Annotated in this window: 27 protein-coding genes; 15 read left to right on the top strand and 12 right to left on the bottom strand. The window is 47.8% G+C overall.

Going from position 1 to position 25,287, the window contains the following annotated elements:
• Nucleotides 1–103 precede the first annotated feature (103 nt).
• The gene (locus EHS89_RS02625; RefSeq protein WP_124924546.1) at nucleotides 104–2,404 is read left to right on the top strand and encodes a bifunctional diguanylate cyclase/phosphodiesterase; all 2,301 of its coding nucleotides are present in this window, start codon (nucleotides 104–106) and stop codon (nucleotides 2,402–2,404) included.
• Between the two features lie 69 nt (nucleotides 2,405–2,473).
• Here EHS89_RS02625 and EHS89_RS02620 read toward each other — a convergent pair whose 3' ends face one another.
• From EHS89_RS02620 to EHS89_RS02605, 4 genes are all read right to left on the bottom strand, one after another.
• Nucleotides 2,474–2,950 (bottom strand): Crp/Fnr family transcriptional regulator, encoded by a 477-nt coding sequence (locus EHS89_RS02620; protein ID WP_229753490.1) that lies wholly within the window; start codon nucleotides 2,948–2,950, stop codon nucleotides 2,474–2,476.
• Nucleotides 2,951–3,089: 139 nt separating this feature from the next.
• Nucleotides 3,090–5,411: an ATP-binding protein gene (locus EHS89_RS02615; RefSeq protein ID WP_124924545.1), complete on the bottom strand. Its 2,322-nt coding sequence runs from the start codon at nucleotides 5,409–5,411 to the stop codon at nucleotides 3,090–3,092.
• On the bottom strand, nucleotides 5,408–6,190 hold the full coding sequence (locus EHS89_RS02610) for a substrate-binding periplasmic protein (RefSeq protein ID WP_124924544.1): 783 nt from the start codon (nucleotides 6,188–6,190) through the stop codon (nucleotides 5,408–5,410). Before EHS89_RS02610 ends, EHS89_RS02615 begins: the two co-directional genes overlap by 4 nt.
• Complete coding sequence (locus EHS89_RS02605) at nucleotides 6,187–6,915, bottom strand: response regulator transcription factor (RefSeq protein ID WP_124924543.1); 729 nt, start codon at nucleotides 6,913–6,915, stop codon at nucleotides 6,187–6,189. Before EHS89_RS02605 ends, EHS89_RS02610 begins: the two co-directional genes overlap by 4 nt.
• Before the next feature lie 453 nt (nucleotides 6,916–7,368).
• Here EHS89_RS02605 and pcaF point away from each other — a divergent pair, with 453 nt between their 5' ends.
• The 7 genes from pcaF (at nucleotide 7,369) to paaE (ending at nucleotide 13,956) form a co-directional block, all read left to right on the top strand.
• Nucleotides 7,369–8,577 (top strand): 3-oxoadipyl-CoA thiolase, encoded by a 1,209-nt coding sequence (gene pcaF, locus EHS89_RS02600; protein WP_124924542.1) that lies wholly within the window; start codon nucleotides 7,369–7,371, stop codon nucleotides 8,575–8,577.
• Nucleotides 8,578–8,826: 249 nt separating this feature from the next.
• Nucleotides 8,827–10,134, top strand: coding sequence for a phenylacetate--CoA ligase PaaK (gene paaK, locus EHS89_RS02595; RefSeq protein WP_124924541.1), 1,308 nt, complete (start codon nucleotides 8,827–8,829; stop codon nucleotides 10,132–10,134).
• A 110-nt stretch (nucleotides 10,135–10,244) separates the two neighbouring features.
• Complete coding sequence (gene paaA / locus EHS89_RS02590; RefSeq protein WP_229753492.1) at nucleotides 10,245–11,189, top strand: 1,2-phenylacetyl-CoA epoxidase subunit PaaA; 945 nt, start codon at nucleotides 10,245–10,247, stop codon at nucleotides 11,187–11,189.
• Between the two features lie 12 nt (nucleotides 11,190–11,201).
• Complete coding sequence (gene paaB, locus EHS89_RS02585; RefSeq protein WP_124924539.1) at nucleotides 11,202–11,495, top strand: 1,2-phenylacetyl-CoA epoxidase subunit PaaB; 294 nt, start codon at nucleotides 11,202–11,204, stop codon at nucleotides 11,493–11,495.
• A 17-nt stretch (nucleotides 11,496–11,512) separates the two neighbouring features.
• Nucleotides 11,513–12,277, top strand: a complete 765-nt coding sequence (paaC, locus tag EHS89_RS02580) for a 1,2-phenylacetyl-CoA epoxidase subunit PaaC (protein ID WP_124924538.1) — start codon at nucleotides 11,513–11,515, stop codon at nucleotides 12,275–12,277.
• 6 nt (nucleotides 12,278–12,283) lie between these two features.
• Nucleotides 12,284–12,823, top strand: coding sequence for a 1,2-phenylacetyl-CoA epoxidase subunit PaaD (paaD, locus tag EHS89_RS02575; protein WP_124924537.1), 540 nt, complete (start codon nucleotides 12,284–12,286; stop codon nucleotides 12,821–12,823).
• A gap of 35 nt (nucleotides 12,824–12,858) precedes the next feature.
• A complete protein-coding gene (gene paaE / locus EHS89_RS02570; RefSeq protein ID WP_124924536.1) occupies nucleotides 12,859–13,956 on the top strand; it encodes a 1,2-phenylacetyl-CoA epoxidase subunit PaaE in 1,098 nt (365 codons plus the stop codon).
• Nucleotides 13,957–14,040: 84 nt separating this feature from the next.
• On the opposite strand, the gene EHS89_RS02565 is transcribed toward paaE, so the two are convergent.
• Entirely contained in the window at nucleotides 14,041–14,676 is a 636-nt protein-coding gene (locus EHS89_RS02565; RefSeq protein WP_124924535.1) for an MOSC domain-containing protein, read from the bottom strand.
• Nucleotides 14,677–14,794: 118 nt separating this feature from the next.
• On the opposite strand from EHS89_RS02565, the gene EHS89_RS02560 reads away from it, so the two are divergent.
• The gene (locus EHS89_RS02560) at nucleotides 14,795–15,559 is read left to right on the top strand and encodes a Mut7-C RNAse domain-containing protein (protein WP_124924534.1); all 765 of its coding nucleotides are present in this window, start codon (nucleotides 14,795–14,797) and stop codon (nucleotides 15,557–15,559) included.
• On the opposite strand, the gene EHS89_RS02555 is transcribed toward EHS89_RS02560, so the two are convergent.
• The 3 genes from EHS89_RS02555 to EHS89_RS02545 are packed head-to-tail and all read right to left on the bottom strand — an operon-like array spanning nucleotide 15,548 to nucleotide 18,378.
• A complete protein-coding gene (locus EHS89_RS02555; protein ID WP_124924533.1) occupies nucleotides 15,548–16,549 on the bottom strand; it encodes a helix-turn-helix transcriptional regulator in 1,002 nt (333 codons plus the stop codon). The two genes, EHS89_RS02560 and EHS89_RS02555, sit on opposite strands and share 12 nt — an antisense overlap.
• Nucleotides 16,549–17,532, bottom strand: coding sequence for a helix-turn-helix transcriptional regulator (locus EHS89_RS02550; protein ID WP_124924532.1), 984 nt, complete (start codon nucleotides 17,530–17,532; stop codon nucleotides 16,549–16,551). Before EHS89_RS02550 ends, EHS89_RS02555 begins: the two co-directional genes overlap by 1 nt.
• Nucleotides 17,533–17,535: 3 nt before the next feature.
• Nucleotides 17,536–18,378, bottom strand: a complete 843-nt coding sequence (locus EHS89_RS02545) for a helix-turn-helix transcriptional regulator (RefSeq protein WP_124924531.1) — start codon at nucleotides 18,376–18,378, stop codon at nucleotides 17,536–17,538.
• 157 nt (nucleotides 18,379–18,535) lie between these two features.
• Between EHS89_RS02545 and EHS89_RS02540 the strand changes: the two genes are divergently transcribed.
• The 3 genes from EHS89_RS02540 to EHS89_RS02530 all read left to right on the top strand — a co-directional run bounded on the left by EHS89_RS02540 (nucleotide 18,536) and on the right by EHS89_RS02530 (nucleotide 20,410).
• The gene (locus tag EHS89_RS02540) at nucleotides 18,536–18,874 is read left to right on the top strand and encodes a ubiquitin family protein (protein ID WP_124924530.1); all 339 of its coding nucleotides are present in this window, start codon (nucleotides 18,536–18,538) and stop codon (nucleotides 18,872–18,874) included.
• Nucleotides 18,875–18,971: 97 nt separating this feature from the next.
• Complete coding sequence (locus EHS89_RS02535; RefSeq protein WP_124924529.1) at nucleotides 18,972–19,622, top strand: YceH family protein; 651 nt, start codon at nucleotides 18,972–18,974, stop codon at nucleotides 19,620–19,622.
• A gap of 101 nt (nucleotides 19,623–19,723) precedes the next feature.
• Nucleotides 19,724–20,410, top strand: a complete 687-nt coding sequence (locus EHS89_RS02530) for a 2-hydroxychromene-2-carboxylate isomerase (RefSeq protein WP_124924528.1) — start codon at nucleotides 19,724–19,726, stop codon at nucleotides 20,408–20,410.
• Here EHS89_RS02530 and EHS89_RS02525 read toward each other — a convergent pair.
• A complete protein-coding gene (locus EHS89_RS02525; protein ID WP_124924527.1) occupies nucleotides 20,407–20,595 on the bottom strand; it encodes a hypothetical protein in 189 nt (62 codons plus the stop codon). The genes EHS89_RS02530 and EHS89_RS02525 overlap by 4 nt on opposite strands.
• Before the next feature lie 158 nt (nucleotides 20,596–20,753).
• Here EHS89_RS02525 and sigZ point away from each other — a divergent pair, with 158 nt between their 5' ends.
• Nucleotides 20,754–21,308 (top strand): RNA polymerase sigma factor SigZ, encoded by a 555-nt coding sequence (gene sigZ, locus EHS89_RS02520; protein ID WP_124924526.1) that lies wholly within the window; start codon nucleotides 20,754–20,756, stop codon nucleotides 21,306–21,308.
• On the opposite strand, the gene EHS89_RS02515 is transcribed toward sigZ, so the two are convergent.
• Nucleotides 21,280–22,221 (bottom strand): alpha/beta hydrolase family protein, encoded by a 942-nt coding sequence (locus EHS89_RS02515; protein ID WP_124924525.1) that lies wholly within the window; start codon nucleotides 22,219–22,221, stop codon nucleotides 21,280–21,282. The two genes, sigZ and EHS89_RS02515, sit on opposite strands and share 29 nt — an antisense overlap.
• 26 nt (nucleotides 22,222–22,247) lie before the next feature.
• Nucleotides 22,248–22,661: a MarR family winged helix-turn-helix transcriptional regulator gene (locus EHS89_RS02510; protein WP_124924524.1), complete on the bottom strand. Its 414-nt coding sequence runs from the start codon at nucleotides 22,659–22,661 to the stop codon at nucleotides 22,248–22,250.
• Between the two features lie 173 nt (nucleotides 22,662–22,834).
• On the opposite strand from EHS89_RS02510, the gene EHS89_RS02505 reads away from it, so the two are divergent.
• Nucleotides 22,835–23,548: a glutathione S-transferase family protein gene (locus EHS89_RS02505; RefSeq protein ID WP_124924523.1), complete on the top strand. Its 714-nt coding sequence runs from the start codon at nucleotides 22,835–22,837 to the stop codon at nucleotides 23,546–23,548.
• 69 nt (nucleotides 23,549–23,617) lie between these two features.
• Here EHS89_RS02505 and EHS89_RS02500 read toward each other — a convergent pair whose 3' ends face one another.
• The gene (locus tag EHS89_RS02500) at nucleotides 23,618–24,298 is read right to left on the bottom strand and encodes an SOS response-associated peptidase family protein (RefSeq protein WP_124924522.1); all 681 of its coding nucleotides are present in this window, start codon (nucleotides 24,296–24,298) and stop codon (nucleotides 23,618–23,620) included.
• A gap of 265 nt (nucleotides 24,299–24,563) precedes the next feature.
• Here EHS89_RS02500 and EHS89_RS02495 point away from each other — a divergent pair, with 265 nt between their 5' ends.
• The gene (locus EHS89_RS02495; protein WP_124924521.1) at nucleotides 24,564–25,229 is read left to right on the top strand and encodes an SDR family oxidoreductase; all 666 of its coding nucleotides are present in this window, start codon (nucleotides 24,564–24,566) and stop codon (nucleotides 25,227–25,229) included.
• The last annotated feature ends 58 nt before the right edge of the window (nucleotides 25,230–25,287 follow it).

Below are 25,287 nucleotides of genomic sequence, written 5' to 3'. Positions count from 1 at the left end.
TGGTTACATTATAAATTGAGTGACTGTTTCATTTGTTTACTTGTTTTGATGGAAAGTTAATCAGCTGTTAGGCTCGAATGTTCATGTTGCACCTGGAGTTGTGATGGGTACCCCTAAGAGGTCCGAATCTGAGTTACATGAAGAGATAAGGCAGTTACGCTCTGAGCTGGCTTCTGTACATCAGAATAAAGAGGAACAGACTGCCGAGCTGTTCAATAGTGAGGAGCGTTTTGCCGAGGCTATGCGTGTCGCCAGTGATGGTCTGTGGGACTGGGATCTGGATACCGATGAGGTCTATTACTCGCCTCGCTGGAAGAGCATGCTGGGCTATGATGATGCTGAATTGCCTAACGATCTGAGTACCTGGGCAAAAACAGTTCATGCTGATGATAAAGAATTTGTACTTAACGCAGCCAAGGATTATCTGTCCGGCAAGCGAGACGCATTTGAAGTAGAGATGCGTATGCGGCATAAAGATGGCTATCATCTCTTTATCCGATCACGCGCCTTCAAGGTTCGTAAGGATTGCGGTAGCCAATCCTATCGTTTGATTGGCACTCATGTTGATATTACCCAGCGGAAAAGAGATGAGCTGTTTGCCGAGCGTAATGCCAAAATTCTGGAAATGATCGCTAAAGGTAACCCCGCCTCAGAGATCTATGATGAAATTGCCCACTTATATGAGGAACGTCACCCAGGAATGCGTTGTTCTATGCTTGAGCTGGAAGGTGATACGTTGCTTCATGGTGGGGCGCCAAGTATGCCTAAAGCTTATTGTGATGCTGTTCATGGATTAAAAAATGGACCGGAGATCGGTTCATGCGGAGCCTCAACATATACCGGTAAGCGGGTCATTGTCGAAAATATTGAAACCGATCCAAAATGGGAAAACCTGAAGCAGGTTGCTATGCCTTTTGGTATGCGTTGCTGCTGGTCTGAACCGATCAAAAGTGCATCCGGAAAAGTGCTTGGTGCTTTTGGTATGTACTATGATCATCCTGCAAGCCCTAACGAAGATGAATCCCTTGATCTGACGTCTGCAGCGCGATTGGCGAGTGTCATAATGGAGAGGGATCACAATCTTAAACGGATACGGGATCTGGCCTTTAAGGATGACCTGACCGGGCTATCGAGTCGTGCGCATCTGTTTCAGTATATCGATAAATTTATTCAAAATACGTCACAGGAAAACCACCGGTTTAGCCTGCTGTATATCGACCTCGATAACTTTAAGAGCGTGAACGATAGTCTGGGACATGATATTGGCGACCTGTTACTCAAAGAGATCGCTTCACGTTTGAAGGTGATAAAAGGTGAAATTGATTTTATTGCCCGGTTGGGGGGAGACGAGTTTTGCGTACTGATTAAGGATACAAATGATAGTTCGCATATTGTCAGTGTTGCGCAGCGTTGCCTTGATGTCATATCTAAACCGACTGATTTTTTTGGCCGCAAATTTATCCCGACCTGCAGTATCGGTATTGCGTGCTATCCGGATGATGGGACAGACCTTCAGGCGTTATTAAAAGCAGCTGATACAGCGTTGTATGCAGCGAAAGATCTGGGTAAGTATTGCTACGCTTTTTATCAGAAGGATCTGTCTGATAAAGCGGATTACCGCTTCAAAGTAGAGCAATATTTGCGGGAAGCGATTGAAAATTTTCAGTTAACACTGGTCTATCAGCCTCAGGTCGATATCAATAGTGGCGTTATTACGGGGGTTGAAGCGTTGTCCCGCTGGCATCATCCGCAATTAGGGCAGGTCTCCCCAATCGATTTTATAGGTACCGCTGAAAGAATCGGGATGATAAAGCCGTTAACCGAGTGGGTGTTGAAAACAGCCTGTAATCAGGCTGTTTCCTGGAAGCGTTCAGGTTTGCCTGTTGTTCGTATGGCGGTCAATATCTCGCCAAGTCATTTCCTCGATAGCGATCTAATTCCTTTGATCCAGAAAGTTCTGAAAGAGAGCGGTATGGTCGCCTCTGAACTGGAGTTAGAAGTCACTGAGAGTGTTGTCCAAACCAGTCAGCAAAATCTGTCTGTGTTTCGTGGCCTAAAAGAACTGGGTGTTTTACTGGCAATAGATGATTTTGGCACAGGTTATTCCTCTTTTGCTTCTTTAAAACATCTCAATGTTGATTACCTGAAGATCGATAAGTACTTCATCGATGATATGTTGAATGATAGAAAGTCAGAACTCTTAGTAGGCTCAATGATTGAAATGGGGCATAACCTGGGGCATGAAATTATTGCCGAGGGTATTGAAACCCCTGAGCAGTTAGGCATGCTGGAAAAGATGTGTTGTGAAACAGCTCAGGGTTATCTTTTCAGTCGACCGGTCAGCGCTGATGCTATTGCTGAACTGTTAGAGAAAGAGAAGATAACTGAATACGATATAGCCTGAGTCTTTTAGGTAAATACTTTGTGCCAAGAATAACGTCTTTAAGCCAGCACTGTTAGATCGGTTTTAAGTTCAGGATTTTTCAACCAGCAGGTTATTAACATTGCGTAGCGTCCGGGCCATTTCCCGGGCCAGGTTCATCATCAGAATACCGAATTCGAGAGGGTATTGGTGGTGAAAGTCGTGGTAAACCCGACTGTTAATTTCCAGTGAAACTGTTGCTCTGTCTGCTTCTGCCCGGCCAGCCCGGTCGTGCAGAGCGATCAGGCTGACGAAACCTATTTGTTCACCTTGTTTGAAGTCCCGGATATAGGCGTATCGACCATCGTGGTATTTATAGTATCCAACCTGGCCGACCAGAATAATATGGAAGCTGTCTCCCGGCTGTTGTCGGTCAAATAACCGTTCCCCTTTTTCGTATTCACGTATAACTCCTTGTTCCAATAACCAGTTGATGGCGGATTCAGGGAGTGCGCCAAACACCGATGCATCTGTAAAAGAGTGCAGGTCATGTTGCTTTAGCAGCTGTTGAACGGTCATTTTTTTCATCAGCAGGTCCTTCATTCAAGCTTAGTTATCGCTCTACTTATAGTTTAGCTCGAAAGTTTAGCTGGAAAGTTTAGCCCGAAGCCGGCAATGAGAGTGAAAGAAGCGCAGGCAGGCAGGACTTACTGGCAAGATCTTCAGCTTAACTTTTCCATTGTCTGGCCAGCGAAAGGGATTCAGCCATTACCTGTTGTAGAGTCTGTAAGAACTCATATTGGGGCGTTTCGCTGTTATCCGCTTGTTGTTCAAGCTGGCGCAGCAGATGGCTGGCCTGAGTGAAACCGATAGTGTCACAAGCCCCCGCCAGTTTGTGTGCTTGTTGCGATATTTCATAGTCATCGGTTGCCTGGATACTTTGCTGTAATACCGGCCAGAGTTCATCATGTACTTTACAGAACCCTTGCATCAGTGTTGCCAGCTTTTCTGAACCAAGCATCTGTTGATGTACCCTGATGATAGCCTGATCAAGCAAAGGTGAATCGGCATCAAGCTGAGACTGGGGTGTATCTGGCTGAGCTATGTTGGTAATTCCGGCAATGGCCTGCAGTAGTTGTTCTTTATGTACGGGTTTGGCGATTACGCTACTGATACCCGCTTCGAGATAGTTGTGTATGTCTTCTGGCCGTACACTGGCGGTGAGAGCGATAATCCGGGTGTTGTGATTGATACAGTCCGGATCATTATTGAGTCGGGCACTGACTTCCAGGCCGCTTAATCCTGGCAAGTGCATATCCATCAGAATCAGATCGAAGTGTTGTTCCCGACCCAGTTTTAGTGCTTTTATACCATCTCCGGCTATAGTCACCTGATGCTGTTGTTCTTCGAGCAGGCCCAGTACAACCTGTTGATTGATTTCGACATCCTCTACTAACAGGATCTGCTGGCATCTGCTGTGTTGAAGCGATACTGGTGTCTCAGCGGTCGTGGCTGGATCGGCCAGCGGCAGATTAAGTTCCAGCCAGAAAATACTGCCTGTGCCTGGTTGACTGGTGACGCCGATCTGGCCGTCCAGATGTTCTGCGAGTTCTTTACAGATAGCCAGCCCCAGCCCGGTACCACCAAAGCGGCGGGTAATCGTTTCGTCAGCCTGAGTGAAACGATCGAAGATATGCTGCTGTAGTTCCGGTTCTATACCGATACCGGAGTCACTGATACTGAATCTGAGCTTTTGTGTGTCTGCACTCTGCGCTAGCAACTCTACGCTTAGTTTTACATCACCCTGGTCGGTAAATTTAATCGCATTACTTAGCAGGTTGGTGATGATCTGGCGCAGGCTACTCTCCTCGGTATGAAACAGATCTGCTACATCAGCGCTGTAGTGGAGTTGGAGGTTCAGTTGCTTACGATTGGCCTCAGGTGTTAACAGGGCGGTGAGATTGTGCAGCAGGTTTTTAAGTGAAAACCGGGTCGGACTAATGCTGTAAGCACCTTCAACCAGACGACCATATTCCAGCACGTTGTTAAAGGTTTCCAGTAAAGCATTGGTAGAGTCGTGCAACACCTGAATATGCTGTCGCTGGCGGCTGTCCAGTTGTGAGTTTTCCAACAATTGGATCATTCCCAGCATACCGTTCATCGGGGTTCGGATCTCGTGGCTCATAGTCGACAAGAAACGTGATTTGGCATTACTGGCTTCCTCTGCCGCATCTTTAGCTTGCAACAGGCTGGCGGTGCGGCGTTCGACCATCGTTTGTAATTGATCTCTGTTATAGCGTAACTCCTCCTGTTCCTGTTCCCGTCGACGGATTTCCTGACGAATTGACTGGCGCATATCGTTCAGCGCTGTCACTAACTGATCCAGTTCATCACTGTTTTTCGGTGGTTGACGATTCAGGGTCAGGCTGTGTTCCAGCTGGCCGGCGCCGATATCCCGGCTGTAGTTGGCCATCGCTTCCAGATGGCGGGTAATTTTACGCTGAAAGATGATCAGTATGACCAGAACAATCAGTACCACTAACAGCGTCTGAGTGAGCAGAATGCTAAAGCCCCGGCTCCAGATGCGTTGATAAACCGCTTTGAGATCGAAGTTGACCTCCAGTTGTCCCAGATTGCGTTGTTGTTCCGGTGTTGTGTGAATCAGATTAAAGCTATGGCTTTGCAAAGGGTTGTCTGGAAACGAATTTAATTCCCCCTCTACTGAGGTTTCACCGGTGTCAGCGTTTTTTAGTACCAGATAGCTGACATCAGGCAAGTTGTGTATGCCTTTTAGTTGTAGTTCGATCTGTGCCTGATCAACATCCCAGAGGCTTTTAGCCAGACTGGCCAGGTAGCTGCTGCGAACCAGTTCGACCTGTTGATCAATGGCCCGAAACTCCCGCCGATAATCCAGCGTTAATTGCAGCGCAGTAGAGAACAGGATGAACAGGAAACTACAGCCACAGACATACACCATAATTCGAAAACCAAGGGGGTGTTCACTTGAGTAACGGGTGATTTTCGATAGCAGACCTTTAGGCTGTTTCATTGCTTGGGCTCCACCGGTGTCTGGTCGAGATATAGCAAACTATAGTGGTTTGTTAACTGACTAATAGTGCCATTCTGATGCATCTCTTGCAGGCGGCGGTTTATAAAGGGCAGGTGCTGTTGTAAGCCGCTATGTCGGCCCACCGCAAGAAAATAAAATTCAGTGCTGACTCTGTAGTTCAGCGGTTTTACCTGCTCATGAAACCCCAGCTTTCGGCTTTGTAGGCGCCCACTGAGTAGACCTACCGGCATAAAGTCGATCTTTTGATTAGCCAGTTTTTCAAAATTTTGTCGGTTACGGGAGACGTATTCAATACGGTTATTCTGTAATAGAAACTGATCGAAGCTTTCGCCAAAGCTGTCACCTAAAAGAAGGCCGGCCACTTTACCCTGCAGATCGTTCAGCGTTTTAAAAGGGATTGGTTTATCCCGATTGACGAAAACTGTCACCGGATCAGCGATGACAGGCTGACTGCTGAACCATAGATAGGACTCCCGACTGGGGATTCGGTAAGCGGCGACCACTATGTCAGCGTTACCCTGCTGTACTTCGAGCAGGCAGCGTTTCCAGTTATAACCGGCCCGGAGTTTTATACTGTAACCCAGTTCAGCAAATAGCTGTTGGGTGACGGCTGGCGCGAGTCCTGTCAGTTGCTGGTTACTCACCCAGGAGACCGGCGGGTAAAATGGGTGGCCGCAAGCTTTCAGGGTGCGGCTGAAGCTGGTAGTGGGTAGCAAGGTCAGTAAACTGATCAGTAATGCTACCCCGGTCCGGATCATGGCATGTCTACCGGTTTGGGGGTAAAGAGATAACCGGCGCCGTGCACGGTGAGTATTGTTTTAGGGTTAGCCGGATCATCATTAAGTTTGCGGCGCAGTCGGCCAATCAGGACATCGACGGTACGGTCACTGGGCACCCATTCACGGTTTCGAATCTGTTCCAGAATCTGCTCTCTGCTCATAACTCTGCCGGCATTAATCATCAGGGTGTTGAGTAGCTGAAACTCACCTTCAGTCAGTTGAATGCTTTGTTGCTGTTCATCTATTAGCTGACGGCGGTCCAGGTTCAGCTTCCAGCGTTCAAAGGTTTTAAAGCTATGGGGCAGGGAGTCGGTAGGCTTTTGATCGGTACAGTGGCGTACCCGCCGGATCAGGTTTTTAGTGCGGGCAAGTATCTCACGGGGATTGAATGGTTTAGTTACATATTCATCGGCACCACATTCCAGGCCGATTAAACGGTCAACTTCGTCCTGTCGGCCGGTGACCAGAATGATGCCCACTTCATTATTAACCCGTAGCTCCCGTGTCAGGGTCAGCCCATCTTTGCCGGGTAAGCGAATATCCAGCAAAATCACATCGATCGCTTCGCTGCGCAGAATGGCTTCGGCCTGCTCTGCGGTATCGGCGGTAAAGACGCTATAGCCTTCTTCTTCAAAATAGCTGCTAAGACAGTGCCGGGTCAGTTCTTCATCATCGACTACAAGAATTCGGGCTTCGGGGTTCATAAGGGTTGTATACCTGAGTGCGGAAAACCGCAGCTGCTGATTATTTTTATTGTCCTTTGAGTACAACTTCCTGATGTTAAAACTAGTGCCTTGTCGGGTCGCTTGGCAAGCGTTGTTTACATAATATTTACAAGGTTTTACAACTTTGAACCGAATTTTAAAGAAGGTCTATACTGTTTTGACCTCAATAATTGAGATTTTAGTGATACAACATGAAAAATAATCAAAATAATGATGTTACATTGATTATGGGCTTAAGCCTTGTGAACGCTGAGTTTATGGAAATGTAGACCAAAGTTTAATGAAATAAAGTGATACAATAAAATTGATCTTCATCAATAATTGTGTAATATATATTCTATCTTGAAAACTGAGTCAGCTGTAACTATTTGGTTTTCATCTTTACCTGTACAGGGGCGTTAGATCCCTGAATGTTAAAACGAGGAAATGACAATGACAGACGCCTTTATCTGCGATGCTATCCGTACACCTTTTGGTCGTTACGCGGGTGGTCTTGCTCCAGTTCGGGCTGACGATCTGGGTGCGGTGCCTATTAAGGCGCTGATGGATCGTAACCCACAGGTAGACTGGACTCAGGTAGAAGACATCATTTACGGCAACGCTAACCAGGCCGGTGAAGATAACCGTAACGTGGCGCGCATGTCTGCTCTGCTGGCAGGTTTGCCGACCGATGTTCCGGGTACCACGATCAACCGTCTGTGTGGCTCAGGTATCGATGCCATCGGCTATGCATCCCGTGCGATTAAATCCGGTGAAACCGATCTGATGATTGCCGGTGGTTGTGAGTCTATGTCACGTGCACCTTTTGTTATGGGTAAATCAGAGTCAGCTTTCAGCCGTAACCCGAATGGACTGTATGACACTACGATCGGCTGGCGCTTCATTAATAAGAAGATGAAAGCTGAATACGGCGTAGATAGCATGCCGGAAACCGCTGAAAACGTTGCCGAGCAGTTCAATATCTCTCGTGAAGACCAGGATCTGTTTGCTTTTCGTAGCCAGCAGAAGACTGCTGCAGCGATGGAAGCCGGTCTGTTTAATGAAGAGATCGTGCCGGTTGTTATTCCTCAGCGTAAAGGTGATCCGGTTGTTATCGATACCGATGAGCATCCACGTGCTTCAACTACACTGGAAGCATTAGGTAAGTTACGTGCACCGTTCCGTGAAGGTGGCTCTGTTACTGCGGGTAACGCATCCGGTGTAAATGATGGTGCCTGTGCGCTACTGATCGCGTCTAAAGAAGCGGCTGAAAAGCACGGTCTGACACCTAAAGCACGGGTTGTTGGTATGGCGACTGCCGGTCTGGAACCGCGCATCATGGGCTTCGGTCCTGCGCCAGCTACGCAAAAAGTATTGCAAAAAACCGGTCTGACTCTGGATCAGATGGACGTTATCGAATTGAACGAAGCGTTTGCCTCTCAGGGTCTGGCGGTAATGCGTGATCTGGGACTGCCAGATGATGCAGAAAATGTGAATCCAAACGGTGGTGCGATCTCACTGGGTCACCCTCTGGGTGCCAGTGGTGCGCGTTTGGTAACCACAGCGATGTATCAGTTGCACCGTACCGGTGGCCGTTATGCACTGTGCACTATGTGTATTGGTGTGGGTCAGGGTATTGCACTGATCATCGAACGGGTCTGACGAGCACTGGATATGCTGGTTCTTTTACTCAGCTGCGGCGTTAAAAACCTGTTCAATCGGTCATTGATAGTTATCAACTCCCTCATGACCCAGGTTTTTGCCTTGCTGCTGAGCAAAATTCCGGCGCATATCGAGCACTCGACGTCATACAAACAGAACAAGCAGTAAAAGAAGCGCATCACGGTCCCGAATACCGACATAACTATAAAGATGCGCTCAACAGAACTATAAGACAGGACGAGAATAACTATGCAATATGACCAGCCACTTCGTGGTTCTCTCGATCATATCGAAACTGCGAGCATTGATGAGCTACGTGAGCTGCAACTTAACCGTATGCAGTGGAGTATCGCTCATGCCTATAACAATGTACCGGCGTACAGAAACCTGTGTAAAGAGAAGGACGTTCACCCGTTCGATCTGAAAACACTGGATGATCTGGCGAAATTCCCGTTTACCACTAAATCTTACCTGCGTGATACCTATCCGTTTGATTCATTCGCGACGCCGATGAATGAAGTGGTACGTATACATGCTTCTTCCGGTACGACCGGTAAGCCAACGGTAGTAGGTTACACCCAGAACGATATTAATACCTGGGCGGACATTGTTGCGCGTTCCATTCGTGCTGCTGGCGGTCACTACGGTGACAAGGTTCATATCTCTTACGGTTACGGCCTGTTTACGGGTGGTATGGGTGCTCACTACGGTGCAGAGCGTCTGGGTTGTACGGTTATTCCGATGTCCGGTGGTCAGACTGAGAAGCAGGTTCAGCTGATGCGTGATTTTGATCCTGACATCATCATGGTGACGCCGTCTTACATGCTTAATATCATCGATGAGATGGACCGTCAGGGTCTGGATCCACGTGATACGGCACTGCGTCTGGGTATCTTCGGTGCCGAGCCATGGACTGACGAGATGCGTAAGAACATCGAGAATCGTCTGGGTATTGATGCGGTTGATATCTACGGTCTGTCTGAAGTAATGGGGCCGGGTGTAGCGATGGAGTGTATCGAAACCAAAGATGGCCCGACTATCTGGGAAGACCATTTCTACCCTGAGATCATTGATCCGAATACCGGTGCAGTATTGCCGGACGGCGAATACGGTGAGCTGGTATTTACCTCACTGACCAAAGAAGCACTGCCAATTATTCGTTACCGTACCCGCGACCTGACTCGCCTGTTACCAGGTACTGCTCGTCCGATGCGCCGTATCGATAAGATTACCGGCCGTTCTGACGACATGATGATCATTCGTGGTGTTAACGTGTTCCCGACTCAGATCGAAGAACAGATTCTGAAGATTGCTGCGCTGGCGCCTCATTACGAGATCGTAGTGGGTAAGCAGGGCAACCTGGATACGGTACTGGTTAAAGTTGAGCTGGCGCCTGAAGCCGCTTCTGCAAATCAGGATCAGGCGGCTAAAGAGCTGTCTCATCACATTAAATCGGTTGTGGGTATCTCCACGAAGATTGAGATTCTGCCAATGGGTGGGATTCCTCGTTCAGAAGGCAAAGCCAAACGGGTATTTGATAATCGCCCTAAAGGTTAATTACTGATAGTTGGCGGCTTCTTTACAGGCTACCAATTGAAAGAACGATCGCGACGACTGACATTAAATTCAGTCGGATGCGTGACATAAAAAATATAGAGGCGATTGAAATGACAGCACCTCAAGAAGAAAACTTCATGCGCAAGATTCAGGCCGAAGAGAAGATCGAGCCTAAAGACTGGATGCCTGAAGCTTATCGTAAAAATCTGATCCGTCAGATCTCCCAGCATGCTCACTCCGAAGTAATCGGTATGCAGCCGGAAGGTAACTGGATCACCCGTGCACCTTCACTGCGTCGTAAGGTAGTTCTGCTATCTAAGGTTCAGGATGAGGCGGGTCACGGTCTGTATCTTTACAGTGCTTGTGAAACGCTGGGTATCTCTCGTTCTGAGATGATTGAACAGCTACAAAGTGGTGTTGCTAAGTACTCTTCAATCTTCAACTACCCGACCCTGACCTGGGCGGATGTGGGTGCGATCGGTTGGTTGGTAGACGGCGCAGCGATTGTTAACCAGGTATCTCTACAGCGTACCTCTTACGGTCCGTATTCCCGTGGCATGATCCGTATCTGTAAGGAAGAATCTTTCCATCAGCGTCAGGGTTATGAAGCGATTCTGGAATTGGCTAAAGGTTCTCCAGGACAAAAAGAGATGGCTCAGGATGCACTGAACCGTTTTTACTGGCCTGCGCTGATGATGTTTGGTCCACACGATTCTGAGTCTGCGCACTCGCAGAAGTCGATGGAGTGGAAGATCAAGCGTGAAACTAACGATGACCTGCGTCAGAAGTTTGTTGACCAGACTGTTAAGCAGATTGAAGTGCTGGGTCTGGAACATCCTGACAAGGCTATTAAGTGGAACGAAGAGCGCGGTCACTACGATAGCAGCGATCTGAACTGGGATGAGTTCTGGAGCGTTATCAACGGTAACGGTCACTGTAACCGTCAGCGTATCGAGCACCATGTAGCCGCTCACGAAGAAGGTGAGTGGGTACGTGATGCGATCACAGCATATAACGATAAGAAGCGTGCCAAGAAAGCACAGAACGCGGCATAAGGGGTATCTGAAATGACAAACATCACTGAAAAACTGGAACTGTTTGAAGTATTTGTACGTTCCAAGCGTGGCCTGGACCACAAGCACATTGGTAGCCTGCACGCTGAAGACCATGAGCAGGCATTGGAATATGCCCGCGACTGTTACACTCGTCGTACTGAAGGCGTGAGCATTTGGGTTGTTAAGTCCGATGATATCTGTGCTTCTCAGGAAGACGATGCAGAGTGCTTCTACGACCCGAGCGATGATAAGCCGTACCGTCATGCGACTTATTACGTTCTGCCTGACCCAGTTAACAACATGTAATTGGGGGAGAGCTGAGAATGAGTGATCAAATTAAAAATGCAATTCAGGAATATGCTACCCGTCTGGGTGATGACTCCGTCGTACTGGGTCACCGTATTTCTGAATGGGTAAGCTACGGCCCGTTCCTGGAAGAAGATATCGCCTACGGTAACGTTTCTCTGGACTATGTTGGTCGTGCCCGTCTGTTTTACAGCTATGCTGCTGAACTGGCAGACGACGGACGTGACGAAGATGACTTCGCGTACATGCGTAACGACCGTGAATACCGCAACCTGTTGTTACTGGAGATGCCGAAAGGTGACTTCGCTTACTCTCAGGTGCGTCAGCTGTTTGCTGATGTTTACTACACTCTGGTGTTGCCTGAACTGCTTCAGTCGAAAGATGAAACCCTGGCGGGTGTTGCTGCTAAAGCCATCAAAGAGACTAAGTACCATCTGCGTCGCAGCCGTGACTGGGTGCTGCGTCTGGGTGACGGTACTGAAGAGAGCCATAAGCGTACTCAGAAAGCCGTTGATCAGCTGTGGGGCTATACCCATGAACTGTTCGATATGGATGAAACTGAGCAACTGCTGGTAAACGAAGGTATCGCGGTTGATGTTTCTAAGCTGCGTGATGCATGGCTGAAGATGGTTAGCGATATCCTGACTCAAGCCACTATCACTGTACCTGAAGACAGCTGGGCTGTTCGTGGTGGTCGTACCGGTTATCACACTGAACATCTGGGTCATATGCTGACTGAGATGCAGATAGTGCACCGCTCCCACCCGGGCTGTAAGTGGTAAATGGTTATGAAAGAAATCTCACTGATGGCCGAAGATCAGTATCAGCGTCAGCAGCAACGTAACGCTGAAGATGTAAAGGAGCTATGGGACCTGCTCGACGCAGTTAAAGATCCAGAAGTCCCGGTACTGAGCCTTTGGGATCTGGGGATATTGCGTGATATTCAGCGTGATGGTGACCGTATTACGGTCACTATCACGCCGACCTACTCCGGTTGCCCGGCGATGGACAATATCAGCACCGATGTGGCGCAACTGCTGAACGATAACGGCTATGCCGATGTGACTGTAAAAACGTCATTGTCGCCGGCCTGGAGTTCAGAGTGGATGTCTGCCGAAGGTCGTAAAAACCTTCGTGCCTATGGCATAGCGCCGCCGGAAGATGCTGAACTGGATGCTGATGGCCTGACGCCTGATGCCCATGCGGCATGCCCGCATTGTGGTTCACGTAATACCCGCAGAGTAAGTGAGTTTGGATCGACTGCATGTAAAGCACTGTTTCAGTGTGATGACTGTAGTGAACCTTTTGATTATTTTAAAAAGATCTGATCTTAGATCAGTCTTATTAATAGGACAGGTGAAGCATGTCTGACACCAATTTTTACACGCTTAAAATCGCTGATGTACAACCGGAAACGGACACGGCTATCTGCGTGAGCTTTGCTGTACCGGCTGAACTGGCCGATAAATTCAAGTTCATCCAGGGCCAGTTTCTGACCCTGCGCGCTATGATCGATGGTGAGGACGTACGTCGTTCTTACTCTATCTGTTCCGGTGCAAACGATGGTCATATGCGGGTTGGTATCAAGCGGGTTATGAACGGTAAGTTCTCTAACTTTGCTAATGAAACCTTTAAGCCGGGTATGGATATCGAAGTAATGCCGCCGCAGGGTAGCTTCTACACCGAAGTTAAGCCTGATCAGAGCAAGAACTACATGTGCATTGCTGCGGGTTCCGGTATTACGCCGATGATCTCGATTCTGAAGACCGTTCTGTCAACTGAGCCAGAGTCTAAAGTGACCCTGATCTACGGTAACCGCCGAAGTAACTCAGTGATGTTTAAAGACGAGCTGAACTTCGTTAAGAACCGTTACATGAACCGCTTTAAGTGGATCAACGTGATGGACTATGAAGATCAGGGTGCTGATCTGCTTAATGGCCGTATCGATAATGCTAAAGGTTACGCGCTACAGAAAGCGGGTCTGATCAACATTAAAGAAGTTGATGAAGCCTTTATCTGTGGCCCTGAGTCGATGATGTCTGAAGTATCCCGGGGCTTCCGTCTGGAAGGCCTGACGGATGATCAGATCCATTATGAACTGTTTGCTAACTCTTCTGAAGACTCGAAAGAGATGCTGGAAAAAGCCGCTGCCCGTAAAGAGCAGTTTGGCGAAGAGAAGATGTCTAAGGTGACGGTTAAGGCTGATGGCCGTGCGGTGATGTTTGATCTGGCTGCTGTTGGTGAGAACATCCTTGATGCGGGCATGAACAATGGTCTGGATCTGCCATACTCCTGTAAAGCTGGCGTATGTTCTACCTGTAAGTGTAAGTTGGTAGAAGGTGAAGTCGACATGGATATCTCTCACGGCCTCGAGAAACATGAGATCGAAGCGGGTTATATCCTGAGCTGTCAGGCACACCCAATTTCCGACACTGTTGTAGTGGATTTCGACGAGCGTTAAGCGTTGAGTTGAAGATAAAAAACCCGGCTTTTGCCGGGTTTTTTTGTGTCGGGCCCTGGGCTGATTTAATTCAACTGGTAAGCGCTAGCTAAAGGTCCACTCGGTTGATAAGCCGATAATCTTAGGTGGCAGCCGGGTCTGGTTTTCACCACGCTCCAACCGTTGTAGGAATATCTGCCAGATCTCTGCGACGGATACACTGTTATCCAGCCGCTCAACAAATTCAATTTGATCACCCACCTGAATCTCTCCACACTCCAGCACCCGGTAGTACCAGCCAGAGATAGCCTGAGACATAATAAGGGCTGCCATATGACTATTGCCAAACTTGTGGTTGATCTTCCAACAGGGACGGCGGGGCTGGGATACCTGAACCACAGCGGTGCCTAGCTTGAATATATCGCCTATATGTACGGTTTCATCGGTCAGCCCGAGAGTAGAAATGTTCTCTCCAACGGCGCCGGGAACAAACTGCTCAGCCAGATGGGGCAGGGCTTCCTGTAGCAGAGCGTAGTGTTCGGCAGGGTAGTGATAGATCGCTTTTTCGAGGCCTCCGTGCACTCTTCTGTCTGCCTGTAGATCATCCACCAGGCCCTCGGTTTCTATTCGGTGGCGCTGGTCGGAAAATGCCTTATAGATCCCGGTCGGCGCCTGGTCCGGGCCAATTGTTCTTAGCTGGCCAATATAGATTCCATTAACGTTTGTTGTCTGAATATCCATATAACAGCGATCCTCTAACAGTTTTTTATCGAGAGTGACTTATGTTTTCAAAGAGGTAAATACTGCTTGAGTACTGTTTCGAATTTTGTTGGCTAACGGGTCTATCTATACTTCATATATGAATAATGATCCCCATGCCCCCGTGACTCATACCGCCAGTTTCCGATTTTATGAAGAACTGAATGATTTTCTACCCCGGGATAAACGTAAGCTAACTTTTGATTGGTCCTTTATTGGCTGGCCCACAGTGAAAGACTGTATTGAAGCGATCGGAGTACCCCATTGTGAGATCGATCTGATCCTGGTAAATGGCGCATCAGTGGAGTTCAATTATCCGATGCAGGGCGGTGAAAGGGTGGCGGTATATCCACAATTTGAAGCCTTTGATATCACCCCTTTGATCAGGTTACGTCCAAAGCCGCTAAGGGAGACTAAATTTGTTGTGGATGTAAATCTGGGGACCCTGGCCCGCAAGCTCCGGTTGCTGGGTTTTGACACGCTATACCGCAATGACTTCGGTGATAACGAGCTGGTGGATATCTCGGTAGCGGAGCGACGTATTATTCTGACCCGGGATCTTGGGGTACTAAAGCATGGGGCAGTGAGTCATGGCTATTGGGTACGTAGCGATGATCCCCGGCAGCAGGTCAGGGAGCTGGTTGAGCGGCTTCAGTTACAGAAGCAGTGCCAGCCTTTTATCCGCTGCTCCCACTGTAACGGGATTCTGCAGGAAGTAGATAAGGGGGCGATTGTTTCCCGGATACCTGAAGACACACTGAAATATAGCAACAAGTACTGGCAATGCCCCGATTGTAAGCGTGTCTACTGGCGCGGCAGTCATTACAGCAGAGTTCAGGAGTGGATAAATGATCTAATCGGATAACTCTTTAGCCTGCGTCGTTGGTTGCAGCAACATCGTCAGTTCATGCTTGCCAGAGATATTCATTTTTTTATAGATGGACGTAGCCTGATTCTGGATGGTTGAGGGTGATCGTGCCAGTGCCAGAGCAATTTTCTTATAGCTATCCCCCAGTGCCAGCTTTATAGCGATCTCCTGCTCTCTTTCAGTCAGGACTGCCAGTGGGTTTTGCTCTGTTCTGATTTCGACCAGGTAATGGTCGTCATCGATCTTATAGAGGTGCAATTCGTCGATGTTGATGGTTGCGTGTTCGTTGCTTAGTAATTTTTTCCAGGTATCGGGGGCGACTTGAAAGCCATTGATTATGCCATTTTCCAGTCGGGCATCGAGAATGAAACGGTTATTGCAGTAGATAATGTTGCCGGTGTCGTTACAAATTGCAAAGGCGTGGGAAGATGTATCCGAGGTTATACCAACCTCCTTCTGAATATGGAGTAGTAAACAGATCTCATAGCTTTCTCTGATGTGAGGATCAAGCATCTGCTTGATCAGCTTATCCTGATGGTTGAAAGGTCGATTCAGGTCATTGCGATACCAGGTTATATAGGTAAATAACTGAGTGCCGGGTCTTTCAAAACCGAGTGAAATTGCCTGAAGGATTCCATATTTTAAACAGTGAGATTTGAAATTTGGATCGAGGAGGTTCGGATATACTATTTCAGAAAGGATCACCGCCTGTCCCAGATTCTCATTCGTTTTAGCAGCAAGTATGTCCTGAGCACCTGTTTCCAGTACCCTGGTATAGCTTTCGATCATTTCGTATGGCTGATTAAAAAGGTAGAGAGATACAAAATTCAGAGGCGGAATACCGTCAGTCCAAAAACCTGAATCGAACTCTAAAAGCTCTGCTGTTTCTGTCATCGCCCAGGCCTGAAATTCAGGTGGAGACATCAACTTTGCCTGGCTATAGAGTTGAGCTATCAGGGTTTCTATCTGATTCTGCATATTTTCCATCAACCAGCCTCTTTAGGTTTAATCACTTGTGTCAATTCGTCTTTACCTTTGATCTGGAGTTTTTTATAGATCGTATAGGCCTGATTTTTTATCGTAGACACTGACCGGTTACGTTCTCTGGCGATCTCCTTATAGCTCATCCCGGTAGCCAGATCCTCTGCGATTAACTGCTCGGTATCTGTCAGCTGCCGGGTATTATCGATCGGTTGCAGACTGATCAACCACTGATTATTTTCGATTCGGGTTAAGCTGATATGGGTTTGGTCAATGCTAAGTTGCCGCTGGTTTTTAAATTTCTTCCAGAGGTTGGGATGAATGACCGCATTTCGAGCGATATCAGATGTTTGCAGATACTGTATAAAGTTTTCGTTGCAGTAGTAGATATATCCTTCATCGTCGGTTAAGGCGATTGACTGCTGCTCCCAGCTGTTTGCGATGTCATTGTTATCTTTATACAGATTGAATAACAGGCAGAGCTCATAGCTTTCCCGCAGATGGGGATCGATGATCTCTTTGAGTCGTTTATCTTCTTCTGTGAATGGTCGGGCAGGGTCAGCCCGGTAATAAGCAACTGAGGTAAAGAGCTGGAGTTTTGGCTTATAGAAAGCCATGGCACAACTATGTTCCATAGAAAATTGTTTGCAATGGCGCTGGTACCACTCGGTACTGTGCCAGTCGGAGTAAAAATCCTGTTGTGCAACTGCAGTGCCGAGATTATTGATTATATGTATAGTCAATTCATCTGCTAATCCGGACATTAGCAGTTTGCCGTAGTTGTCCACCATCTCAGGGGACTGCTTATACAGAAACAGAGAGTGGATTTTTGTAGCACCAACACCATCACCCCAGATCCCGGAATCAAAGGCAACGATCTTGCTGGCTTCTTCCATAGCCCACTCCTGAAAGAGAGCAGGTGAGATCTGTTTAGCTTGTGTGTATAAGCGCTCGATCAGTTGTTCTGCCTGCTTAGTTTTACTATTCATAGGTCAAAGAAACTCGAGAGATAATTGGTTTTTGTTATTCAGTTTTAGCTTTTCAAAAATACTGTTCAGGTGATTATTCACCGTGGAAGGGGAGGAATTGGTCACTTTGGCGACCTCTTTATAAGAGAGGCCGCGGGCGTAATGAAAAGAGACCGCAAACTCTACCGGTGTCAGCGAGAGTAGTCGTGCTGGTGTTATCCCGATATTGATCAGAATATCATCCTGAAACGCACCAACGGTTCGTAGAAACTGGTTGTTGTCCCTCAGAACCTTATATTTCATCAGAAAAGGGATGTTAGAAGAGCTAAGCTGAATTTTTTGTTGTAACTGTTGCAGCCTGTCCCGGGTATGTTTGCTGCAATGTTTAATCGTACCGCTGGCTGTTAGCAGGGCAAAATGATCGCTGTCCTGTATTTTTGAAAAGTAGGCCAGGTGAGAAGTGTCATAGGCTTCAACCATATGCGGGATCAGCGTAATGATCGCCGCGCGGGTCTGACTGTCAAATGGCTTTTCAGCGGCCAGAGTGAGTCTGTGCTGACGCTCACAGAGGACCAGGTCAGCTGAGCCGGTGATACTGGAATCAGTTTCAGCGGTGCTGATGTTTTGCTTATGATCGCAGCTGGATTGATCATCTGGCAGCTTAAGCAGCTCAATTTTAGAGCTGTTCATTAAATAGCTGTCATCAAAGCTCATCATCCTGGCTTTGTCACCCTCCCGCCAATACAGGGCGGCGATACCGAAACGACTCTGGCATTGCTGGAACAGCCAGTCCCGGAACTGATAGGGGGGGAGCTGTTGCGCTGTCCGATGCAGCAAAAGTATAAAAGCAGATAGTTCCTTGTTCACAATACGACTCACTGAACATGGTGATCTTCAGCGACTTCATAGGTCATCTGACCTATACACTACTTCAGCCTCTGAGGTTAACCTAATCAAAGACATTTAAACAATCCTAATAAAGAACTTAAGTGGCTGTACAGGGAGAGTATCGCCGGACAAAGATATGTCGGAGTGTCCTGATACTACTATGTATAATCTAAATCCTGCAGTTAGTTTTTCCTCGTCCGCTATGCCCTCTGAACCAGTCTATTTACGTTTTTACGACGGTCTGAATGACTTCTTGGCGTTTCAACATCGTTTTACCACCCTTAACTGGCAATTGATGGATAAGTTAAGAATTAAGGAGCTGATTGCAGAGATAGGTATTCCGTTTGATGCAATAGGCCTGATACTCGTGGACGGTGATTCTGTCGATCTGGATCACATATTAAAGGGCGGTGAAAGGGTGTCTGTGTGCCCGGTTTTTGAAGATGTAGATATTGGCTCGCTCTTCGCGGAATAATTTAGTCGAATAACATGTTGCCAGTGAACAGGTCAGCCATCTAAACTAAAACCCTAAGATGATATGTATTTAAGTTGTTAATATCTGGGGAGTTATAATGGAAATGGATCTGAGCCTCACGCAAACCCGGGTGCTAGGTTGTCTGATTGAAAAAGAGAAAACCACACCGGATCAATATCCCCTGACCCTTAACTCCCTTACCAGTGCCTGTAATCAGAAAAGTAACCGCGAGCCTGTTATGGGGCTATCAGAATCTGAGGTTCAGGACGTTCTGGATGAGCTGAATAAGAAACATCTGGTCCGGGATGAAAGCGGCTTTGGTAGCCGGGTGTCTAAGTTTAAACACCGTTTCTGTAATACCGAATTTTCTGAGCTTCAGCTGAGTGAACAGGAACTGGCTATCGTTTGTGTTTTGTTCCTGCGGGGACCTCAGACACCGGGTGAATTACGCAGCCGTACTAACCGGCTCTGTAGTTTTACCGATGTACATGAAGTGGAAGCCGTGCTGCAAAAGATGGCCGAGCGAGAAGATTTTCCCCTGGTGGTCCGTATGCCTCGTGAACCTGGTAAACGGGAATCCCGGTATGCTCACCTGTTCAGTGGTGAAGTCGAAGCGGCAGATCCTTCAGATTACAGTGCTCCGGTTGCGCGTCAGAGTGTCAGCAATGATGTGATTGAATCGATGGAACAGCGTATTGCTGAACTAGAAACAAAAGTAGCTGATCTACTGGAAAAACTCGGTGAGTAATAGTTAGGGAGGGTGAGTACAAGTCCCTTACGCCTCTATAGACAACCTTAAGCCCTCAGTGTCAGACTGTGGCCATGCCAGTTTGATACTGAGGACAAACAATGTCTCCCCGTAGTCTGAATTTTTATTTCGATTATATCTCTCCCTATGCCTACTTTAGCTGGCGTAAAATCCATACGCTATGTGAACGCTACGATATTGTACTTAATGCTCATCCAGTGGTGTTCGGTAAGCTGCTAGACCACTGGGGTCAGCTTGGCCCGGCCGAGGTCCCGCCGAAAAAAACAGCGCTGTATAAGTACTGTGATCGCTACGCAAAACTGCATGGATTTGAATTCAATCCCCCGGCCTGCCACCCCTATAATCCATTACCCGCATTGCGCCTGTCGTTGCAGAAGGTTAGTGGTGCAGAACAGCATGCGGTTATTAGCGCAATTTTTGAGGCGGGCTGGTCAAAGGGAGCTGACCTTTCCTGTCGGGACACTCTGGCTGGTATTCTGGATAACCTGGGGCTCGATAGCGTCGCTATGCTGGCCGCAATTGAACGTGCTGACATCAAGGCTCTGCTGCAGGAAGAAACCAGCCAGGCGATTAGTTGTGATGTATTTGGTGTGCCGGCGTTTATTATCGACGATGAGCTGTTCTGGGGGAATGATCAGCTGGAGCATATCGAGCTTTACCTGCAGGGTAATGACCCACTGGATCCTGAACGAGTAGAAGCTATGCTTGCCCGACACCGGGGGATTGACCGCAAAACCTTCCTTAAGCGTGGAACAGGTACAGATTAAAGCAGCAGTTTTTTTCCTATAATTTGCTGCGGCCCCTGCATTCGCGGAATACCGCTGTAGCCTGAAGGTAGCTGAGTGATTCGCCCTCCCTGTTGCAAAAACTGTTCGGTTTGCTGGCGGATTGAATCGTGAGTTTCATGGGCGGCGGGCGCTTTAGGCCGGTTACGTTGACGCAAGGCTTTCATGGTAATGCTCGGGATTTATCTGTTTAGGTGACAAGGCAGTATAGGAAGAGATTCTGAATTAGCTAATTTCTGGTCAAAATTTAACCGTTTTCGTCTTTTTATAAATGTATTCGTCTTATAGTCATACTGTAGTAGTAACTTAAAACTGAGGCTGATTCATGCTTGAAACTGTTTGGCAGGAATATAGAACTGCACTTAAGGCTTTCCTGCTATCGAAAGTAGCGGGGAGGGATGATGTGGATGATCTGTTACAGGAAATCCTTATTCGCACCCATAACAATATCCACACCCTTAAAGAGGCTTCAAGCATTAAAGCCTGGCTGTTTAGCATTGCTAATAATGTCATTATTGATTTTTACCGTTCGCGAGCCCGCAAACAAGGACGCGAGCAGCAACTGGTCGCAGATGATCTGTGGTTGAATGAACAGAGTGAACCGGAATTCATGCAGGGCCTCGCAAACTGTGTTGTACCTTTCATTCAGGCACTACCTGCTCAGACATCTGAACTTTTAATGGCGATAGATTTGCAGGGCCGTTCGCAGAAACAGTTGGCAGAAGAGCTGGATATCAGTTACTCAACCCTTAAATCGCGAGTGCAGAAAGGGCGGCAGGAATTACGTGGTTTGTTTGAACAATGTTGCAGTTTTGAACTGGATAGCAGGGGGAATCTGATGGGTTGTGACCCTAAGCAGTCCCGCTGCAATGATTGTTAGCAGTAAGGTGTGATTTAGTGTTGATCTCTGTATCAGTCTGTAGTGCATTAAGAATATATTTTTCCCACAGCACCCGATATCTGGCCCGGTGCCAGCCGATATGGCCGATTCGTTTCTGACCGACATCCGAAGGTTTTATCTCAAGCCTGGTTTGGGGAGCCTGGGTAAAAAACTGATGCAGCATTTCGATATTCCTGGCGGACATCATTTCATCGTCGCTGAACTGCAGAGCCGTAATAGGCATAGTGACCCGGGCGAAGCGTTGTCGTAACCATTCGCCTTCATAACCAACCGCATAATCCCGCTTCAGGCACCAACGTCGCCATTGCATCACTACTCCTTTGGGCATGTCACACATAAAACGCAGTTTTTTGCCTGGGAAGTAACCGTACAAGGGCACTGCCACGGGCACAATAAAGTACCAGAACAGCCAGGCGATACGACGGGTTGGCGGGGCGTTGAACCACCAGGTGCCTGTTCCGGCAGCGACCGTGATCGCCTGATCAATTCTATCGGTGTTATCCATCATACCCAGCATATGGCCACCAACACTGTGACCTATCCAGGTCCGTTTCTGATCAGGGTAATTCTGTTCGGCAAAATCGAGTACAGCAGCACAATCATGTGTTGCCCAGCTTAGTTTATCGCTTTTACTGTACTTTACATGGCGATTTACAGATAAGCCGATACCTTCATAATCGAAAGTTATTGCAGTGAACTGTTGTTCGGTTAGCCAGATTGCAAAGTCATCGTATAGGTACTGCGCAACCCCTGTGGCCGGAGCAATAATCACAACGCCCTTATTTTCACCGATGCTCTCAAATACACGGGCGGTAATCGAATGGCCTGCCTTGGTTATCAAGGAATGAGTTGTCAAAGTATGGATCGGCACAGCATGAGTTGTGTTGGTCATAGAGAGTCTCTGCTAAAACGGTTGTTTCAGAATCGTTGCATCATGGTGTTGAGAAACCGCAGTACTACCTTGATCTCAGCATCGCTGAAGCCCTCTGCGATTAGCAAATTAAGATCGGTAATCATCGGCTTAATTGCCTCGACCTTTGCGTTGCCGCTTTCGGTTGGGTAGAGACACATTGCACGGGCATCTTCTGTACTGGGGGTTCGCTGAATCAGTCCGTTACTCTCCATTCTCCCCAGTAAGCCGGTTACCGCAGGTTTATTAAGCGCCAGTGCTGCAGCAATCTCTTTCTGAAAACAGCCTGGATGCTGTGCGATATACAGCAGAGCGGACATCTGAGAAACCGATGCGTTGAGCTGCTCCTCGCAGGCCTTATCGGCATAGTTAAACATCCGGCGCTGGACCATATTGATCAGAAAGAAGAGTCGGTTATCCATAGCTTGTTTAATATTACCTGTAAGATGGTTTTTAGTTTGCATGCGAACTAATGTAGTTTGTACAGGAATAAAAATAGTTTGCATACGAATTAATTTACTTTTTTCGTCAATGGCTCGTCTTCTGGATCGCTGTGTCGTCTTAGAGGTATCAGTTAACAAGATGAGAATCAGAGATGATCAAAGTAATCAGTTTTAAAATTTGCCCTTTTGTTCAGCGCATTACCGCTATCCTGGAAGCTAAAGGCCTTACCTATGAGATCGAATATATCAGCCTCAGCGATAAGCCGGACTGGTTTATGGCTATATCGCCAACCGGTCAGGTTCCGGTCCTGATCAGTGAATCGGGTATCGCGTTATTTGAGTCTGATGCTATCGCTGAATACCTGGATGATATCGCTGCTCCGCTGGAGTCAGAGGTTACTCCTGAACAGCGAGCTCTGGATCGTGCCTGGAGTTATCAGGCCGCTAAACACTATCTAGTTCAGTGCAGTACGCTGCGTAGCGCAGATAAAGAGACGCTGTTGGAACGCAGCGGTAAGCTGGGTAAAGCCTTTGCTAAGGCTGAACTGCAACTCTCAAATGTAGAGCAAGGGGCATTCTTCAAAGGTAAACATGTGAGTAACGTGGATATGGCCTGGCTGCCGTTGCTGCATCGCGCCGATATTATCCGCTGTCGTACTGGTTTCGATCTGCTGGAAGGCTTTCCTAAAGTGCAGGCCTGGCAACAGGCGTTAATGGCGACCGGATTGGCAGAAAAATCGGTTGCTACAGATTTTGAACAAAAGTTTTCAGACTTTTATCTGTCTGATGAAACGTACTTAGGGGCGGGGCAGGACTGCTGTGGAACATCTTCAGATGATGTCCTTAAAGCGGGAAGTTGCTGCTAAGACTAGTCGATCACAAAGAGAAGCTTTGTTCTCAAGGTTAGAATATTAAGGAGCCTTTGGCTCCTTTTTTCATAGCTGAAAAGTGCTTCCTGTAGGATTTCGCGTAGAAGGGCGGTCGATTGGAGTGGCGATCAACTGATCGTGAAAGCTTGGTGTGAGTAACTGATTGAAGACTTCTACATTGGTGACATCAGGATCAAGCCATTGCTGAATGATCGCTTTGTCTGCATGAGGTAAAAACAGTGGCGTCGACTGGCTGTGGATCGTTTGCCACTTAGGGTGCGGCGGCAGGGTGATCACCGAGCAGGATGTAGCCTGCTCACCGGTCACTTTGTTTATCCATTGTCGATATAAGCCGCCCATGGCAAAGGCGCAGTGCTGTGGTTTTATGCTGTGGTAACGGCGTGATCCCTTAGCGCCTTCTCCCTCAATAACAGCCGTTGCGGGAATGATGCAGCGGTTATGCCTGTAAGGGATAAAGCCTGCCGAGCTCCTTACATTGAGCTTATCCGAACGGGTGTTGAAGGAGGTATAGCGGGATGGCTTGAGTGTTTGAGGGTCTAACAATAACCACCAGACCGCCGGAACGACGATCCGATCACTACCGCTTTGTACGATTATGTCCACCGATGAGGCTGGCCCTGCGCCCATATTCGCTCTGAACATTGGGGTTTGCTCATCGATATCCAGCGCTTCAATTAATTCATCAGCGAGGGGGGAGTTGTTATTGAACTCAAAAAATCCGCACATAGGATGAGCATAACACGAACAAAAACCCCAGGCTTTTTCGCGTTATGCTCAGGCCGTAAAACAAAAGTTTGCTCGTCTGATTGTTGTACAGATTAAGTTGTACAGAATAAGTTGCACAGGTTAAGTTGGCCAGATCAGGTTTAGTCGCTTACCCGAAAACGTTTTACTCTTTCAGGATAAAAACATAGCTTATAAGCTGGTTGAAAAGGGACGATCTATCCCAACCTATACAGGAACGGAACTGAATATACTGAGGGTCTTTGCTATGTCTAAAACTGTTGTAATCACCGGGGCAAGCCGGGGTATCGGTTTATCTTTTGCTCGCTTGTATAAGGGCCAGGGCTATGAGGTTTATGGGGTTTGCCGACAGGCTTCAGAAGAACTTTGCAATCTGGGTGTGAATGTTATTGATGATGTTGATGTGACGCTGCAGGAAGGTATCGACCGTCTGGATTCAGCTTTGCATGGTGTAAGCATCGATCTGCTGATCAATAACGCCGGTATTCTGCGCAATGAGGTGCTGGGTAGTATCTCCCCGGGCTCGATTCGTCAGCAGTTTGAAACTAATGCGCTGGCACCCCTACAGGTAACTGAAACGCTGATGGACAACCTCTCTTCTGATGCCAAGGTTGCGTTGATTACCAGTCGTATGGGGTCGGTTACTGACAATACCAGCGGTGGTCGATATGGCTATCGGATGTCCAAAGCGGCGCTGAATATTGCCGGTATGTCGTTATCCCATGATCTTAAGCCGCGCGGCGTTGCGGTAGCGCTTTTGCATCCGGGGCTGGTGGGTACTGAGATGATTGGTGGGCATGGGGATATTACGCCTGATCAGGCAGCAGAGCGGCTTTCTCAGCGGATTGATGAGCTTAATCTTGAGAATAGTGGGACGTTCTGGCATTCCAATGGCGAGGTTCTGCCTTGGTAAAGCGTCTTCGACAGTAGCCAGATGTCGCTGCGCGACTTTGGGCAGATAAAAGCTATTT

The sequence above is a fragment of the Amphritea balenae genome (assembly GCF_003858655.1).
In the GTDB taxonomy this organism is placed as follows: Bacteria; Pseudomonadota; Gammaproteobacteria; order Pseudomonadales; family Balneatricaceae; genus Amphritea; species Amphritea balenae.
The sequence above is the reverse complement of the archived record's forward strand: the minus strand, read 5'-3'. Positions and strand labels throughout refer to the sequence as shown.

Excerpts from the sequence above, each read along its gene's own strand:
- EHS89_RS02550 (WP_124924532.1), bottom strand. The coding sequence starts at position 17,532 with ATGAATAGTAAAACTAAGCAGGCAGAACAACTGATCGAGCGCTTATAC.
- paaC (WP_124924538.1), top strand. The coding sequence starts at position 11,513 with ATGAGTGATCAAATTAAAAATGCAATTCAGGAATATGCTACCCGTCTG.
- EHS89_RS02540 (WP_124924530.1), top strand. The coding sequence starts at position 18,536 with ATGTCGGAGTGTCCTGATACTACTATGTATAATCTAAATCCTGCAGTT.
- EHS89_RS02505 (WP_124924523.1), top strand. The coding sequence starts at position 22,835 with ATGATCAAAGTAATCAGTTTTAAAATTTGCCCTTTTGTTCAGCGCATT.
- EHS89_RS02620 (WP_229753490.1), bottom strand. The coding sequence starts at position 2,950 with ATGAAAAAAATGACCGTTCAACAGCTGCTAAAGCAACATGACCTGCAC.
- pcaF (WP_124924542.1), top strand. The coding sequence starts at position 7,369 with ATGACAGACGCCTTTATCTGCGATGCTATCCGTACACCTTTTGGTCGT.
- EHS89_RS02530 (WP_124924528.1), top strand. The coding sequence starts at position 19,724 with ATGTCTCCCCGTAGTCTGAATTTTTATTTCGATTATATCTCTCCCTAT.
- paaB (WP_124924539.1), top strand. The coding sequence starts at position 11,202 with ATGACAAACATCACTGAAAAACTGGAACTGTTTGAAGTATTTGTACGT.
- EHS89_RS02615 (WP_124924545.1), bottom strand. The coding sequence starts at position 5,411 with ATGAAACAGCCTAAAGGTCTGCTATCGAAAATCACCCGTTACTCAAGT.
- EHS89_RS02510 (WP_124924524.1), bottom strand. The coding sequence starts at position 22,661 with ATGGATAACCGACTCTTCTTTCTGATCAATATGGTCCAGCGCCGGATG.
- EHS89_RS02605 (WP_124924543.1), bottom strand. The coding sequence starts at position 6,915 with ATGAACCCCGAAGCCCGAATTCTTGTAGTCGATGATGAAGAACTGACC.
- EHS89_RS02535 (WP_124924529.1), top strand. The coding sequence starts at position 18,972 with ATGGAAATGGATCTGAGCCTCACGCAAACCCGGGTGCTAGGTTGTCTG.
- sigZ (WP_124924526.1), top strand. The coding sequence starts at position 20,754 with ATGCTTGAAACTGTTTGGCAGGAATATAGAACTGCACTTAAGGCTTTC.
- EHS89_RS02610 (WP_124924544.1), bottom strand. The coding sequence starts at position 6,190 with ATGATCCGGACCGGGGTAGCATTACTGATCAGTTTACTGACCTTGCTA.
- EHS89_RS02500 (WP_124924522.1), bottom strand. The coding sequence starts at position 24,298 with ATGTGCGGATTTTTTGAGTTCAATAACAACTCCCCCCTCGCTGATGAA.
- EHS89_RS02555 (WP_124924533.1), bottom strand. The coding sequence starts at position 16,549 with ATGGAAAATATGCAGAATCAGATAGAAACCCTGATAGCTCAACTCTAT.
- paaA (WP_229753492.1), top strand. The coding sequence starts at position 10,245 with ATGACAGCACCTCAAGAAGAAAACTTCATGCGCAAGATTCAGGCCGAA.
- paaE (WP_124924536.1), top strand. The coding sequence starts at position 12,859 with ATGTCTGACACCAATTTTTACACGCTTAAAATCGCTGATGTACAACCG.
- paaK (WP_124924541.1), top strand. The coding sequence starts at position 8,827 with ATGCAATATGACCAGCCACTTCGTGGTTCTCTCGATCATATCGAAACT.
- paaD (WP_124924537.1), top strand. The coding sequence starts at position 12,284 with ATGAAAGAAATCTCACTGATGGCCGAAGATCAGTATCAGCGTCAGCAG.
- EHS89_RS02565 (WP_124924535.1), bottom strand. The coding sequence starts at position 14,676 with ATGGATATTCAGACAACAAACGTTAATGGAATCTATATTGGCCAGCTA.
- EHS89_RS02525 (WP_124924527.1), bottom strand. The coding sequence starts at position 20,595 with ATGAAAGCCTTGCGTCAACGTAACCGGCCTAAAGCGCCCGCCGCCCAT.
- EHS89_RS02495 (WP_124924521.1), top strand. The coding sequence starts at position 24,564 with ATGTCTAAAACTGTTGTAATCACCGGGGCAAGCCGGGGTATCGGTTTA.
- EHS89_RS02560 (WP_124924534.1), top strand. The coding sequence starts at position 14,795 with ATGAATAATGATCCCCATGCCCCCGTGACTCATACCGCCAGTTTCCGA.
- EHS89_RS02515 (WP_124924525.1), bottom strand. The coding sequence starts at position 22,221 with ATGACCAACACAACTCATGCTGTGCCGATCCATACTTTGACAACTCAT.
- EHS89_RS02625 (WP_124924546.1), top strand. The coding sequence starts at position 104 with ATGGGTACCCCTAAGAGGTCCGAATCTGAGTTACATGAAGAGATAAGG.